Origin of the sequence: Clostridium sp. 19966 (genome assembly GCF_032335695.1) — a bacterium.
Taxonomy (GTDB): Bacteria; Bacillota; Clostridia; order Clostridiales; family Clostridiaceae; genus JACTOJ01.
In genome coordinates this window covers 126,447-142,052 of sequence record NZ_JACTOJ010000009.1, presented here as the reverse complement: position 1 = coordinate 142,052, position 15,606 = coordinate 126,447, and the positions used below count along the sequence as shown (strand labels likewise).

The 15,606-nt window shown below is 30.2% G+C and carries 13 protein-coding genes; 2 read left to right on the top strand and 11 right to left on the bottom strand.

Going from position 1 to position 15,606, the window contains the following annotated elements:
* Positions 1 to 14 precede the first annotated feature (14 nt).
* The 7 genes from IAI10_RS11460 to IAI10_RS11430 all read right to left on the bottom strand — a co-directional run bounded on the left by IAI10_RS11460 (position 15) and on the right by IAI10_RS11430 (position 9,170).
* Positions 15 to 752 carry a helix-turn-helix domain-containing protein gene (locus IAI10_RS11460; RefSeq protein ID WP_315673401.1) on the bottom strand — a complete coding sequence of 246 codons (738 nt, stop codon included), beginning with the start codon at positions 750 to 752 and terminating at the stop codon, positions 15 to 17.
* 165 nt (positions 753 to 917) lie between these two features.
* The gene (locus IAI10_RS11455; RefSeq protein WP_315673400.1) at positions 918 to 1,577 is read right to left on the bottom strand and encodes a response regulator; all 660 of its coding nucleotides are present in this window, start codon (positions 1,575 to 1,577) and stop codon (positions 918 to 920) included.
* Positions 1,578 to 1,598: 21 nt separating this feature from the next.
* Complete coding sequence (locus IAI10_RS11450) at positions 1,599 to 3,353, bottom strand: sensor histidine kinase (RefSeq protein ID WP_315673399.1); 1,755 nt, start codon at positions 3,351 to 3,353, stop codon at positions 1,599 to 1,601.
* A 172-nt stretch (positions 3,354 to 3,525) separates the two neighbouring features.
* On the bottom strand, positions 3,526 to 4,431 hold the full coding sequence (locus IAI10_RS11445; RefSeq protein ID WP_315673398.1) for a carbohydrate ABC transporter permease: 906 nt from the start codon (positions 4,429 to 4,431) through the stop codon (positions 3,526 to 3,528).
* Between the two features lie 20 nt (positions 4,432 to 4,451).
* On the bottom strand, positions 4,452 to 5,408 hold the full coding sequence (locus IAI10_RS11440; RefSeq protein WP_315673397.1) for an ABC transporter permease subunit: 957 nt from the start codon (positions 5,406 to 5,408) through the stop codon (positions 4,452 to 4,454).
* Positions 5,409 to 5,537: 129 nt separating this feature from the next.
* Positions 5,538 to 7,211, bottom strand: coding sequence for an ABC transporter substrate-binding protein (locus tag IAI10_RS11435; protein ID WP_315673396.1), 1,674 nt, complete (start codon positions 7,209 to 7,211; stop codon positions 5,538 to 5,540).
* Between the two features lie 450 nt (positions 7,212 to 7,661).
* On the bottom strand, positions 7,662 to 9,170 hold the full coding sequence (locus IAI10_RS11430) for a sialate O-acetylesterase (RefSeq protein ID WP_315673395.1): 1,509 nt from the start codon (positions 9,168 to 9,170) through the stop codon (positions 7,662 to 7,664).
* 175 nt (positions 9,171 to 9,345) lie between these two features.
* Here IAI10_RS11430 and IAI10_RS11425 point away from each other — a divergent pair, with 175 nt between their 5' ends.
* Both IAI10_RS11425 and IAI10_RS11420 read left to right on the top strand, forming a co-directional pair.
* Positions 9,346 to 10,023 (top strand): Crp/Fnr family transcriptional regulator, encoded by a 678-nt coding sequence (locus tag IAI10_RS11425; RefSeq protein WP_315673394.1) that lies wholly within the window; start codon positions 9,346 to 9,348, stop codon positions 10,021 to 10,023.
* Between the two features lie 546 nt (positions 10,024 to 10,569).
* Complete coding sequence (locus IAI10_RS11420) at positions 10,570 to 11,289, top strand: tetratricopeptide repeat protein (RefSeq protein ID WP_315673393.1); 720 nt, start codon at positions 10,570 to 10,572, stop codon at positions 11,287 to 11,289.
* 625 nt (positions 11,290 to 11,914) lie between these two features.
* Here IAI10_RS11420 and IAI10_RS11415 read toward each other — a convergent pair.
* From IAI10_RS11415 to IAI10_RS11400, 4 genes are all read right to left on the bottom strand, one after another.
* Entirely contained in the window at positions 11,915 to 12,109 is a 195-nt protein-coding gene (locus IAI10_RS11415) for a hypothetical protein (protein WP_315673392.1), read from the bottom strand.
* A gap of 169 nt (positions 12,110 to 12,278) precedes the next feature.
* Positions 12,279 to 13,967: a putative ABC exporter domain-containing protein gene (locus IAI10_RS11410; RefSeq protein ID WP_315673391.1), complete on the bottom strand. Its 1,689-nt coding sequence runs from the start codon at positions 13,965 to 13,967 to the stop codon at positions 12,279 to 12,281.
* Entirely contained in the window at positions 13,960 to 14,685 is a 726-nt protein-coding gene (locus IAI10_RS11405) for an ABC transporter ATP-binding protein (RefSeq protein ID WP_315673390.1), read from the bottom strand. Before IAI10_RS11405 ends, IAI10_RS11410 begins: the two co-directional genes overlap by 8 nt.
* Positions 14,686 to 15,068: 383 nt before the next feature.
* The gene (locus IAI10_RS11400) at positions 15,069 to 15,599 is read right to left on the bottom strand and encodes a nucleoside recognition domain-containing protein (protein ID WP_315673389.1); all 531 of its coding nucleotides are present in this window, start codon (positions 15,597 to 15,599) and stop codon (positions 15,069 to 15,071) included.
* Positions 15,600 to 15,606: the final 7 nt, after the last annotated feature.

Genomic DNA, 15,606 nt, shown 5'->3' with positions numbered 1-15,606 from the left:
AAATCACCTCCTTGCTATATATCTTTTTTACATATTTTTTTATATTCTGTTGGCGTAGTATGAGTTATTTTTTCAAATCTGCTTATAAAATAATTAGTATCCTTGTATCCCACATTTTCTGCAATATCACAAATCTTTTTATCTGTATTCAGAAGTAATTCCTTTGCTTTTTCTACTCTAATATTATTTAAGTAATCATTAAAAGACATTCCGAAATTCTTTTTAAATATCTGTCCAAGATATATAGGATTTATATAAAAATGCTCCGAAAGGCTTTTTAATCTTAAATCTTTTTGAAAATTATTTTCAATATAATCCTTCACTTCTAACAATACACCCTTACTTTTGTATTGCTTTAAATCTGTTATATATTTGGCAGTTTCTATACAAAATTCTTGAAGCCTGTTTTTTAAATCCTTTACAAAAGTAAAATCATTTTGGAGTCTTTCAATACTATTTGATATTATCGAAGGATCTCCTTTCATATTAATTATATTATTTAAGACTTCAAACTCAAAGCTAATTATATTTGATTTTGCCACTTCCGGAGCTGTAGATTCTTTTACTATCTCAATTTCAATTTTTTCTATATCACTATATATTTTGTCCACATTATTCTTTTCCACAGCTTCCAAAAGATTTTCTAGCAATTCTTTATTTATGCTGTCATAATTAAATTCAACATCTTTCAGTTTTTCATAGCTCAATACACCTTTTTGGGCTAAAATAAAATTATTGTTTATTGCTTTCAAGCAAGTCTCTCTAGATTGTACTAAATTAACGATACCTTCTGCCTTCTCGCCTAAATAGAGAGTACATTCAATATCCAGTTCATCTTTAATTTTATTTATTATAGTATAACCTAGTTCTTCTATATCTTTATATTTTTTATATAATTCATCCGTGAATAAAATTCCCTACGTATTTTCTTCCTCAATAACATAAATGAATGTGCTTTGGGCAAATACTCGAGAAATAAACTTTTTAACCATTTGAGCAACGCTATACTCTTTTAATTCTTTATTCTCTATTTCTATAGGTAGAATAATTCCATAACAGAATTTGCCCTTATCAAAATTAGGAATAAATTCCCTAACCTTATTTAATTTATTTTTATCCGCCTGCCCATTCATGTATTTTTTTAACACATTGGCAGCCAAAATTTTATAATCAAGAAACGAACTTAATCTTTGATTTTTTTCGTCTAGCTCTTTTTTTATTCTTGCAAGTGATTCCTTAACTTCATCCTCATCAATAGGCTTAAGAATATAATTTACTACCCCATAGCTCATCGCTTGTCTAGCATATTCAAATTCGCTGTACCCGCTTAATATTATATATTTACAGCCACTTTTCAACTCTTTTTCACATTCTCTTATCAGTTCTAAGCCACTCATCTCTGGCATTCTTATGTCAGTGATGATTAAATCTGGTGAATATTCTTTAGCACTTTTTAAGGCATCAATGCCATTATCTGACTCACAGCATATCTGAAAATCATATTCTGCCCAATTGATTAAGGATATTAAACCTTGCCTAACAAATGGTTCATCGTCTACTATCATAACTTTATACAAATTAGCTTCCTCCCATCTGAGTTAGTCTTCGGTAGGTATGCTTATAACTATTCTCGTGCCTTGTCCAAATACACTTTCTATTTTAAAAGTAAATTTATCATCATATATGAGCTTTAATCTGTTATAAACATTTTTAATTCCTATACTTTTACCATCACTGGTCTCCTTATGCATATTGCTGATTATATCTTTTAGCTTATTATCCTCAATACCAGTACCATTATCTTCTATTATGCAAATAAGCTTTCCTTCTTCAAGGTCTAGTTTCATAGAAACCTTTCCGCCATCTTTTTTCCGTTCTATTCCATGGGCACAGGCATTTTCTACTAAAGGCTGGAAAATCATTTTGGGAACATTAAAATAGAGAGCCTCTTGATTTATTTCCATCTCATAATCTATTTTATCACCAAATCTATATTTTTCTATCTTTAAAAAATCTTCAATATATTCTGTTTCTTCCTTTATGGTTATCATATCATTTTCCCACTGAAGCAGTCTCCTAAACATCTTTGATACATACTTAATAATCTGAGCAGTTTCAGTTTCTTTTTTTATTACACTTCTCATACGTATGCTCTCTAAAACATTAAAAAGGAAATGAGGATTTATTTGGCTTTGAAGAGCATTTATTTCAGCTTGCCTTCGCTCTATCTCTAGATTTTTCTTCTGTATTTTTTCCTCATATACATCTCTTATAAGCTCATTTATCTTAAGAGTCATTCTATTAAATTCTCTTATTACTTCTCCTATTTCATCTCTTCCTTCATTGCACTCCACTATCTCAAAATTCTGCTTTCTTACCTTCTTAATGTGCTTAGTAAGAATCTTTAGTCTGTACTTAAAGGAAGATGAAATGATCTGAATAATCACAAAAGCAAATAATAGATTAATTATGCATAGGTAATATATATATTGCTTAGATTCATTTATATTAGTGGTAATATCCTGTTCATTCACTACCAATGCAAGCTGCCATCCCTTGGTCTGACTATATTTATCAAAATCCGTTTTGATTATAGTATCGCTTTTCTTGAAAAGGCTTTCATCGAATATAGGAAGTATTTTTCCTTCACCATATTGCTGATCTGTAGTGCAGACTACCCTATCTCCATCATTTAACAAGTACACCTGTCCGCTTAATTTCTCAGAATCTAAAGTTGTTTGTAATTTATAATCGCTAAAATCAATCTTAAGTACCTTATTATACTTCTGACCTGAATTAAAATAATTTAACACTTTTATTAAACTAAAATACTTATTTCCTCCGCTTTCATAGGCAATCATATGAAACACTTTTGGATCGCTTAAAGCATATTTATACCATTCTTGCTCTTTCACGTCATCAGTTATAAATTGATATCCGCTGCTATTAGGTATGTTAGGATTGTTAGTATATATATTTACTTCTCCAATCTGATTTACCATATATAATATTTTCTGAAGGCTGTCTCTAAGATATCTGTTATATTCATCATAAAAATCTTCCATGGAAATATAATTTCTTTCCAAGGAATTATTAATTTGCTGATCTGTAAGAATAGTATATGCAGCCAGAGTTCCATCGTCTATATCCTTATATAGTTGAAGTTTTGTCTTCTGAAGAGAGGAATTTATTAATTCTAATTGCTGATTTTTCACATTGTTGCTAGTTACTTTTAAAAATACTGTATTTGTAAAAATCACAGGTAAAAAAGCACATAGAATATATATGAGCAGCAATTTATTTTTCACGCTTATGTTATCAATAGGATGTTTATTTAATATTATTTTTATCAATTTTATTCCCACCAAACATTATATAATACATATCTATCCTATCTTTAGTTTTACACAAAAAATATATTATGTAAAGCTTTTTCCCCTTTATTTCACTATATAGCTTTATACTACAAAAAGGCTGCTATACTATCTTCATATTATAGCAACCTTCTATTATTTTACTAAAACATTAGCCTTTTACACCACCAAGTGTAAGTCCCTTAACAAAATACTTTTGAAGGAAAGGATACACACACAATATAGGTACTATAGCTATTATTGTCATAGTAGCCTTAATTGATAGTGGAGTAACTGATCCTGAACCATCTGGATGTTTAACAAACGCATTTTGCATCTGCAAGGCTTGAGTGGATTGCAGAACCTTCTGCAGTTCGTACTGCAGTGTACTCAAAGATTGTACACTTGAACAATAAAGCATTGTATCAAACCATGAGTTCCATTGTCCTACAGCTACAAACAAGGTTATAGTAGCCAAAACTGGTAAACTTAGTGGGAATATTATTGAAAATATTATTCTAGTTTCGCTTGCCCCATCAATCTTAGCTGATTCTACAATACTTCCTGGAAGTCCATCGATGTAGCTTCTTACAACCATTATATTCCAAGCACTTACTATTGCTGGTAATACGTATACTAAGAAATTATTTCTAAGCCCTAAATCTTTTATCCAAAGATATCCTGGTATCAAACCTGCACTGAAATACATTGAGAATATAAAAATTCTTGAATAAAATTTACGAAACACAAAGTCTTTTTTACTTATGGCATAAGCAACTATTAAGCTTGCCAGTACATTTAACACTGAACCTATTAAAGCACGAAGTACTGAAATAAGTGTTGCTCCATATATAGCAGACTCACTTAATATATTTTTATAATTATACAAAGTAAATTTTCTAGGAAGAAGATATATTCCTCCTCTTGTAGAATCTACTGAATCATTAAATGAAACTGCTAAAGTATTAATAAATGGATACAATGTAACAATTACGAGCAAAGCTAGTATTATATAATTTATTGTATCAAATGTGATATCTCCTCTAGTGAGTCTTGATCCAACTTTTCTGCTTTTCATATATATACCTCCTTTTTTAATTAAAACGCACTCTCTCCATCAATCATTTTTGACAGCCTATTGAAAGATGTAACTAAAACTAGGGCTACCACAGAGTTAAATATACCTGCTGCTGTTGCAAAGGAGTATCTGCCAAGTGGAATACCATAGTTATAAACATACAGTTCTATAGTCTGCGAATAATCCAATACTGATGGATTTGATAGAAGGTATGTTTGTTCAAAACCTACACTTAAAAGTGATCCAATACTCAATATCATAAGAATTTTTATTGTAGGAACTATGCTTGGAAGAGTTATAGCAAATATTTTTCTAATTCTTCCAGCCCCGTCGATGCTTGCTGCTTCATAAAGTTCACTATCTATGGAAGTCATTGCTGCTAAATAAATTATAGAGTTCCAGCCAACTTCCTTCCAAATATCTGACCCTACCATTACTCCCCAGAAGGCAGTAGGTATTCCCATAAAACTTATAGGATGAGATACTAAATGAAGATTAACTAAAACCTTATTAACTATACCATCATCTGTAGAGAGAACATTATATACTATGTTAGCTGCTACAACCCAGGAAACAAAGTGTGGAAGATAGGATATAGTTTGTACAACTTTTTTATATTTCTGATGTCTTACTTCATTTATAAGCACCGCTAAAGTAATTGAAGTTAAAAAACCGAATATGAATTTCAAAATAGCTATTCCTAAAGTATTTCTAAGAGCATGATAGAAATTGCTATCGTGAAATAAATCAGTAAAATTTTTAAGTCCAACCCACTCAGATCCTGAAACACCTAAAGCAGGCTTATAATTTTGAAATGCTGTAATCCATCCCCAAAGCGGCGCATAATTAAAAATTAATAGCAGCAATAGAAATGGAAGAGTTATAATTACTAATTCTTTTTGGCTAGATAGTTGCTGTAGGAAACTTTTTTTCTTTTTAGGAACAAAGCCATTAACTACCACTTCAGACTTTTGCATATAAATACCCCCTGTAATTATTGTGTAATATTTATGTAAAGCATATTATGAATCTTCATAACACTTCTTGCTTTCTAATTTATTTATAGGATTTCCAAGTGTTACCTTGGAAATCCTACTTAATTTGAACTACTTAGAAGCAGTTCCCCAATCTTTAACTCTTTGATTAACCTGCTGAGTGATATAGTCATTTCCTATGTCATACTTAGCATCTTTCATTTTCTGTGAATATTCGCTCCATACGCTTTCAAAGTTTGCTGTTTTTCCAGTTATAAGCTTAGGCATGTAAGCTATTGCTATATTTCCAGCATTCTGCTGAGCTATCTTTACATCTTGTTTGCTGTCTGGAATCTGTATATCCCATCCATATCCGAATGGTGAATCTATTGGTGCTGAAACTAAATCAGCAAGACTCTTAACATTGTATGCTTTAACTATGTCTTGTTCATATGGTTTGTATTTTGTTGATATATATGCATCAGTATCCTGTGGTGAAACAATGTTTCCGTCAGCATACTTAGAATCTTTTCCAAAGTTTGGATGAGGGAACATCCAGAACTGACCTATACCACTAGTCTGTCCATAGTTAGCATCATCCATCTGCTTTAACTGATCAGCATTCTTAGTCATTTTCCCGTTTGAATCAACTTCATAGTCAGTACCTTTTTGTCCCCATTCAACTAGCTTCTGAATTTCATCTCCGCACATTGCATCAAGGAACTTAAATGCTGCTACAGGATCTTTACAGCTCTTTGTTATACTTACACCAGCCTGTACAGAAGTAACATTTATTCCACCGTAAGAGTTATTTGTAACACCTGCGAAAGTTACAGGCATTGAAACTGGAATTCTGTCATACTGTTTCTGCTGCTCAAGAGCAGTTATAGAATCACTTAATCTCCATCTTTCATCGTAGTAACCAACTACTCTTCCTGAAGAAATCTTAGCTTTGAAAGCATCCTGGTTCTGAGTGAACATATCTGGATCAAGAATACCCTTGCTCCATTCTTCATTTAACTTCTTGAAGTAATCATGAGCGTAATTAGTCAAATAGAAGTTCTTTGCTGTATATTGTCCATCAGATCCTTTTGTTATAATATTATTTCCTGTATTTGGATATCCTGCCAAATATGCAGGAGCATTTGTTAAAATATAGTTTCCAGTAGAATCAGTTTCTGCTGCAAATCCTATAGTTGGTTTTCCGTTGTAATTAGGATTTTCTTTAACATACTTTTCTATCCTGTCAAAGTAATCATTTAATTCAGTAACTTTAGGATAACCCTGCTGTTTTAATAAATCAGCTATTAAATTGAAGCCTGAAGTTGCATATATTGGTGTGTTAGCTTTTCTTCCTGGAGATAATGTATAAATATGTCCATCTGGAGATTTAAGCTTCTTAAGGTCATCTCCGTAGTACTTTTTAATGTTAGTACCATATTTTTCAATATAGTCATCCAATGGGACTAATGCTCCAGCACTTATAAAGTCTGTTAAAGCATTTCCTCCATTTAACAAATCAGGGTATTCTCCTGATGCTATCATTAGTCCTGCTTTAGTCTTTTCATCACTGCCAACTAGATAATCGCATTTAAGAGTAACTCCTGTAAGCTTTGTGATTTCTTTACCTACAGTTGTATCTGTTAGCTGTAGAGGCTTGTATCCTCCACCGTCAACAAACAAAGTGAAAGTATTTTTGCCATTTGATGATGAACTATTTGATTCATTCTTCTTTCCGCAACCTGCGAAAACGGTGACAACCAATGCTGCACATACTAAACATGTAACAATTTTCTTTTTATTCATCTTGTACCCCCCTTAGTATGATATTACTTTAAGTAATATATCTTACAGATTTATATTACAATGTAAACCTTATCTTAACAATATAAAAAATTTGCTTTTTACTTAAAAAATTAAATATTTGTTTATTTTTTATTTACATTTACAAAGTTGATTTTTTCTATAAGCCTTGTATTTTCAAGGTTTTATAAGATATATAAAAAATTAAAGAAAATTTATTTATATATCTTTTTTTATATATTTATTTACATAACGCCTTTGTAAGTAAAGTTACCGCTCTTAACTCACTCATTCATTTTACTTTATACCACAGTAATTTTATATAGAATAAGTTTAGTTTTTTCTTTAAATATTAAATATTTCGTACAAATATTGAAAAGACTATGACCTAAAAATATTAATATCAATATTTTTAAGCATAGTCTTTTATAATAAGGGGAAAATTTTAACTTATTAAAAATTATCTGTTCTGAAAGGGCTTGCTGGAAGACCTTCTCTATTGTATAAATTCATGTTTTCGTCATAGCTTGTGAAGCCATATCTTACTGCTACAGGTTTATCTATACTGTGACCATAAACCTCCACAGTATCACCATTTATAGCTGCTTTGGCTTCTACAAATTTTCTATCTTCTCCACATATTTTAAAACTTTTTAGGGTTTCACCTTTTACTTCTAATCCGCTTCCTATATGCTCGAAGCTTACTATAATTTTATTTTCTTGTATCTTCATTTCCTTGTAAATTGGACCTGTATATTCTATGTTTTCTCCATATACTTTAGCCTTTGCTAGAAGGGCCACTCTTTCACCTACTGGCTTTTTATTCTTTGGATGGACATCATCTCTCTCTCCATACTCTATAGAAACAGCCATAGCTGTATTAAGATCATTTTTCATTGTAAGCATCTGTGCTTCCCTTACATATGCCCAATTATCACCATCGCCAGTCTCATCATTAAAGCGCGGCAGCTGTACAAATAAAAATGGTAAATCCAATCTATTGAAATCTTCTCTCCAATTTTTTATTACATTATTAAACAGCTTTCCATAGATTCTAGGCTTAGATGCATCTTCCTCACCTTGATACCAAATCACTCCTTTTATTGCATAGGGAGTAATCTTTTTTACCATTATATTATACAGACCTGAAGGTCTCCTATAGGATTTCCACCCAAATGGAGGAGGCCATGGAAATTGTCCTACCGCTTTTTCCAGCTCCGCATAAGGTGCTCCTGGATGCTCCTTATTAAATTTCTCTGCATTTGCATTATATGTTTTTAAAGTTTCATCATAATCTACTATCTGTTTTTCATAAACTTCGCTATCTAAGTCTTTTATATGATTGTAATATTCATCTAAATATATTTTTAAATCTTCATCTTCAGCTAGATACTCTTCTTTTAACCAACAAGAGGCTGACGTTCCACCTCTGTTGCAATTAATTATTCCTATAGGCACTTTTATATCCCTATGTATTACCCTTGCAAAATGATAGGCTACTGCTGAAAAATGCTTTGCGGTTTCCGGATTGCAATACACCCATTCAGATGCTGTCTCCTCTGCACCTTCTTCTTCATAATCTAATTTAGGAACTTGATAATATCTTATATCTTGGTAATCTGCCTTTTCTGCTTCTTCTCTTCCATCAATAGTATCCTTAAGATTAAATTCCATATTTGATTGTCCGCCAGCTACCCATACATCGCCTATCAATATATCTTTTATAGTGATTTCTTCATTTCCGCAAGTTACTTTCATATCATATGGGCCACCTGCAGGTAATGGTGAAATATATACAAACCATTTGCTATCTTTAGCCTCACCTTGATACTCACTTCCATTAATGCTTATTTTTACAGTTTCATTGCTTTTTGAAGTTCCCCAAACAGGTATATCAGCATCTCTTTGAAGTACCATCTTATCGCAAAATATTTTTGCTAATTGAAATTTTACTTCTTTCACCAAACTCACTTCTTTCTGAAAATCATTGTTCTTAATATTAGTTATATTATAAATATGTATACAATATCAATAATGTAAAGTTACAAATTTAATTACAAAATAATATTACATCATACAAAAATTAAGTCATTATCATAATTATTTTTTTGATATAATAAATAGTGAGGTGAATTTTGTGAACATAGAAAATTTTATTGATATACTTGTAAAAACAAAATTGTTTAATAATATGTCTTCAGACAAATTGTATAACTTTTTCTCTACCTGTAAGTATACCGTAAAAAAATATAATAAAAATGATTTAATATTTTCAGAGGATGATAATTGTAATAATTTAAGCATTTTACTTGATGGCGAAGTTGAGATTCAAAAGATAGATGTTTCTGGAAAGCTATTAGTTGTAGCAAAATTTGAGCGTGGTGATACCTTTGGAGAAAATCTTATATTTGGAGATGTAAACAGATATCCTATGAGTGTTGTATGTAAAAGCAGCTCCGAAGTGCTTCATATACCTAAAAAATCCGTGTTGCTTTTATGCCAGGAAGATACAGTATTTTTGTATGAATTTTTAAGGACTTTATCTAATAGAGCAGTGAACCTTAGCAGTAAATTAAAACAGGTAACTCTTAAGACCATAAGACAAAAAATTTGTGAATTTATTTATGAAAAATATGAAAATTCTCATAATGTAAATATAGAAATAGAAATGTCTAAAAAAGAATGGGCCGATAAACTTGGAGTTCAAAGACCATCTTTATCCAGAGAATTAATAAAAATGAAAGAAGAAGGCCTTATAGATTACGATAAGAACACCATTGTGATTAAAGATATCGATGGTATAATTCCAAATTAAAACAGAATATTTTGTATTGAAATTGAAAAACATAAATTTTTTACCACTACCATATAATATAAAAACAGAAAATATTAGCCACTTAAAATATAAAAAAAATAAAAAATAACCATTTTACAAAATAAATTATATTGTTTTGTAAAAATGTTTAAAAAATGTTAGTGCATACATTTACCAATGGTATAATATACAAATAAATATTGGGGTGGTGAAAAATACGTGGAAAGTTCTAGGATAGTATCTATAGGCGAAAAACTTAAAGCCCTTAGGTATAAATATAATCTAAATCAAGAAGATATTGTAGGAACTGACATAACGAGGAACTTAAAGGACTCCTTGAAAATAGTAGCACGGTCTTTATTGATATTCTGAAAGAAGCAGAAGAATTTCTACTTAAGTGGATTTTGTAGATAAAAAAGCAATAATATATGAATTAGCGGGGGATTATTTCTATAAGGATAAAGATTTTTCCAAGTCATTAGTGTATTACGAAACAGTAAGACGACTGATAAATATAATGAAGGAATTGATGTTTGTACTTATGCATTGAATAAATTTCCTGAGATGGATGCAGATATTAAAGTAATCTTCTTGTATAATCGTAGTCTTTATTATAATTGTCTAAAAGAATATAATAAAGCTGTTGAACATATTGATGAACTTATAAATATTGTTGATAAAAATTCAAATCTAGAGTATACGAGAATATTACTATTAAAAGCTTCTTGTTTATATAATTTAAATAACTATGATGAGGCTTTGAGAATTTATGAAGAACTGTTAAAAATTACTTTGGACAATGATTACGGAAACAAAGCTTTATATTATAATAATTTAGTAGAAATATATTTAGATATGAAAAAGAAGGATATGGCCAATAAGAATTTAAATGAGGTGTTAGAACTTATACCAAAAGTTTCTGAGGATTTTTATTCTTTACCACATTTATATTTAGAGATTGGAAGAAGGTACATTAAATTAGAAAACAAGAAAAGTGCTATTATATTTTTACACCAAAGTTTAAACCTAGCTAAAAAATTTAAATATTCTTTTATAATAACTGACGCCTTGATGGAATTAACTAACATTTCAGAAGAGAATATAGATGTAGATATTAAAGACGAATTTTTGGATTTAGTATATGTTTATGGAGAAGTTAATAATATGCTCTTAATAAATATATTACAGTATTTTGCTAGGTTAAATGATAACAACACTATTGAATATATTTGTAACTCTTGTAAGAGTTACTTAAAAAATATCTAAAGGGAAGTGAGTATATTGTTTATAAAAAATAAAAAATTTTTTGTTGGGATTTTTTTAATAGCAATAACAGTAGCATATGTAGGTACACCAATTATTCAATTGCTAGATTATCCAGGTTTTCCATTGTAATAAAATTTAGTATACTTATATTCATACTGTACCCGTCAAAAATTATCTGTATATAAATTTATTATTATTTTTGATAAGCTAAATCCGGTAGGAATCAATTTTCTACTGGATTTTTTTGTTCAATTGGTGCTGCTTGAGTTTAGAGCTTTGGAGATACTATCAATTCTTTATTTTCTAAAATTTCTTTTAGGAAAAATGAACAATTAGTACTTTATATTCAAACGCTTAACCGCATAATTCCAACTATCGCTTAATATTTCTTCAGCGATATAACCAACTAGTTATGTATTTATCTAGTTTTCTATTTATTTAATTATTTTCTTACCAGTATTTTGAATCGCTCTTAAAAGAAAAAAGGAGCCTTTTCGGGCTTCTTCTCAATATACTTTTCTATGTTAAAAAAGAACTGTCCACTAATTATTTAGTGGACAGCTGCATAAATTTGCTAAAAATCATCGGGCTTTTATAGAAATTCTTTTAAAACATAGCCATTTATTTAATTTTTTCTTTTGATATATTTCATACCCAATTCTGAAAGCACTCCTAATACGCCTCCACCTGAAAGTCCAAGCATAGTATTACCCAATATGCTTCCCAGCACTATGCCTATCCCGCAGCCAAAACATATACCTAAGGCTACTTCTTTTTCATCGTTTTGTGACCATAAGCTGTTTTTAACCTTTTTTTCCATACACTTTCACTTACCTCCCATATTAAATTCTCGATACCCATTTTTATTAATATTATATATATATAGACGAATTATTCATGTAAAAAGTTCTCTTTCAAAGTAAATTTTATGTTAATTACTATCCAGATTTTAAAATAATCTGCTGCAGCTTCATGAGCATTGAAAAACTCTAAGGATTTATTTTATTAAACCATCTCTGGCCAACTGTAAGAACAAGATAATATAATATTAAATCAAGCACTCCAAATACTAACACTATAGCTCCAAAAGCATACCATAGGCTTAATTTGAATTTAATTATGGCATATATACTTGCCCCAGCTACTATCCAGCTTCCAAACATAGTTATGACAAAATTAAAATTCTGTTTTACAGCTACCTGCTCATTATCCCACTTTAACTTAGGAAATTTTATGTCTAACAGCAAACCTATTAATGAGGTAAAGATATTACTTATTATTATAGCTGCTACAGCAGGAATTATTATTATTGGGGATAATTTTAATACTATATAAGCAGGGACTATCATAATAAGTGTTGGTATTATACTCACGGCAAATTCTGTGGCTATTCTAGCCCATATTTGATCCTTAAACTTTATGGGAAGATATTTTATTACAAATATGTTTTGTCCTTCTCTAGATATAGAGGTGGAAGCAATCCCATTCATTCCTGACATTGCTAACCCTATAGCAAATATAATTACAAATATCACTCCTAAGGAATTTAAATCTGTAAGCTTATCTGCCAGGCTGCCAACCTTAGATAAATTAAGTCCCTTTCCAGAGGTTACTATTCCCACTATAAGCATTATGGGCACAATGAAATCTGTAAGTACACAGTTAATCAAGAAGATCGGCGTTCTAAAAAGTATTTTTAATTCTTTTCCTAAAAACGCTTTAAAATGAGAGTTTTGCTTTACACTTTTGTTAAATTCATCATTAGTAAGCTTTCTTCTCTTTGAATATACTTCAGCATTTCCAAGCGCTCCTTTTATATAGAGCCCTTCTGCCAATATTATAAAAAGATATATAGCCGCTACGTTTATAACAACAAACAGCAGCAAGTTTATTATTCCATGAGGATCATTGCTATATATTAGAGAATTTGATGCCAGTTTAGATGACGGAAAGTATCTAGATATAATATCTACTAATGAATTTTTTTCTGTAAATAATCTTTGTATTAGCTGTGTTGAATTTCCTTCACTTGTATCAAATCTCCTAGTTACAATGTTTATTCCAACAGCAAATCCTATTGCCAATATACCACTTACAACCCTCATTGCATCTTTATGTTTACCTATATTTGTAAACCTCATTATTATTATGTCTATTATAGAAGCAATTATCAGAGGCAGTACTGGTATAAAAATAAATAGCAAAACTGCAAACACATAAAATATTAAGGAAGCTTGACTCTTATAGCCATAAAGTATTATGGTAGGTATAAATATGATAAGCTCAGTAAAATATTCATAAATTAGCACTGATATGAACTTTGCTCCAAGTATCTCTGAAGGTTTAAGAGGCAGTGGAAGCAAATATTCCACATCTTTAGCAAAATAAAATATGGATATAACATACATTATTCCGAAAACCAAAACCAGAACGCTTATACCAACTATAGAAAATGTTACTATTGCACCCTGCTGATTTATTGATGCTAAATTGTCATATACATAAGAAAATGCCTGCCAAAGGGGTATGCTTATGCACATAACCATTACTAATAAAAGCAACACTGGCCCCGCATAGCTTGGCATTTTTCTCTTGTTTCCATTCTTATTTTTTCCCTGAAACAAAGTTGCACTTGCATTTTTTAATATAAATTTAGTTAATGTTAAAAATCTACTCATTTTCAGTCATCTCCAAGAACATTTTTTCTAAGGATTCATTTGATTTAAAATGCTCTCTCATTTCACTTATGGTTCCGCAGAATAATATTTTGCCCTTATTTATTATAGCAACTCTATCACAGACCTTTTCAGCCACATCTAATACATGGGTTGAAAAAAACACTGTTTTTCCAGCATCAGCATGTTCTCTCATCATTTCTTTCAATAAATAAGCTGATTTTGGATCCAAGCCAGTCATTGGTTCATCCAGTATCCAAACTTCAGGATCATGTACTAATGCACCTATAAGTACTATTTTTTGCCTCATACCATGAGAATAGCTTTGTATCTGATCTCCAAGAGCTTCTGACATTTCAAATCTTTTTGCCAATTTTTCAATTCTTTCTTTTCTAACTTCCTTAGGCACATCATATATATCTGCCATGAAGTTTATATATTCTATTCCTTTAAGTCTTAGAAACATATCAGGACTATCAGGTACATAAGCAAATTGTTTTTTAGAATCTAAAGGATTCTCTCTATTATCAATATTGTTTATTTTTATACTTCCACCATCCATATCGATTATTCCTGTTATCATTTTTATGGTTGTGGTTTTTCCTGCTCCATTTGGGCCTAAAAATCCAAATATTTCTCCGTTATTAATTGTAAGCGTCACATCATCTACAGCTTTTACTTTACCATTGTAGCTTTTTGTAACATTCGATAACTGAATCATAAATTTTCCCCCTTAATTTTTGTTATATATAATATATAACAATTATAATATAAAATCAATAACTACCAGTATCTTTTATACCATTATTGTAATATTTTATATTTTTTATAAATGTCATAATTAAAATTTATACCAAAACACCCTTTTATCCATTAACTTTAATTTTCTATACTGGTAGTTTATTTATGTTCTTTAGATTAATCACCCTAATCAATCTGTTTGGAACATATACATATAATACATTATAAAAAACTGATAATCAAGCTTAATTAAACGTTATAAAGAGTTATCTATAACTCTTTATATTATTATTTTTATTCTATCTTCCGTTATGTTCCTCTATCTCCTTCTTTCTCTAATTTACACATTTATTTACCTCCGTTTTAAATACCCATATGTACTACAAACTTAGCAACATTTACAGCCACAATTACTCCCACTAAATCTGCTATAATTGCAGCCCAAAGCGTATGTCTTATTTTTTTTATTTTTACTGCTCCATAATATACGGTAAGAGTGTAAAATATGGTCTCTGTGGTTCCCATTATTATGGAAGCTGCAATACCGATAAACTTATCTGGAGAATAGTTTTTCAATATGTCAGTAAAAATCCCCATAGCGCCACTGCCAGAAAGAGGCTTTATAAAAATTAATGGAATCAGCTCCCCGGGAATGCCTATTAAATTAGTTATAGGAGATAAAAAAGCTATAAAATAATTCATGGCATTGGAAGCTCTAAATACCCCTACCACTAATAGCATGGCCAATAAATAAGGGAAAATTCTTATGCATATTTCAATCCCTTCTTTAGCTCCTTCAACAAAACATTCATATACCTTTACTCCTTTTATGACTCCATAGAAAGTTATTAAAAATACCATTATAGGTATTATGGCTACACCAATATATTTCATTTATATC

Coding starts and splice junctions, on each gene's coding strand:
- IAI10_RS11440 (WP_315673397.1), bottom strand. CDS start 5,408: ATGCAAAAGTCTGAAGTGGTAGTTAATGGCTTTGTTCCTAAAAAGAAA.
- IAI10_RS11415 (WP_315673392.1), bottom strand. CDS start 12,109: ATGGAAAAAAAGGTTAAAAACAGCTTATGGTCACAAAACGATGAAAAA.
- IAI10_RS11400 (WP_315673389.1), bottom strand. CDS start 15,599: ATGAAATATATTGGTGTAGCCATAATACCTATAATGGTATTTTTAATA.
- IAI10_RS11405 (WP_315673390.1), bottom strand. CDS start 14,685: ATGATTCAGTTATCGAATGTTACAAAAAGCTACAATGGTAAAGTAAAA.
- IAI10_RS11445 (WP_315673398.1), bottom strand. CDS start 4,431: ATGAAAAGCAGAAAAGTTGGATCAAGACTCACTAGAGGAGATATCACA.
- IAI10_RS11410 (WP_315673391.1), bottom strand. CDS start 13,967: ATGAGTAGATTTTTAACATTAACTAAATTTATATTAAAAAATGCAAGT.
- IAI10_RS11435 (WP_315673396.1), bottom strand. CDS start 7,211: ATGAATAAAAAGAAAATTGTTACATGTTTAGTATGTGCAGCATTGGTT.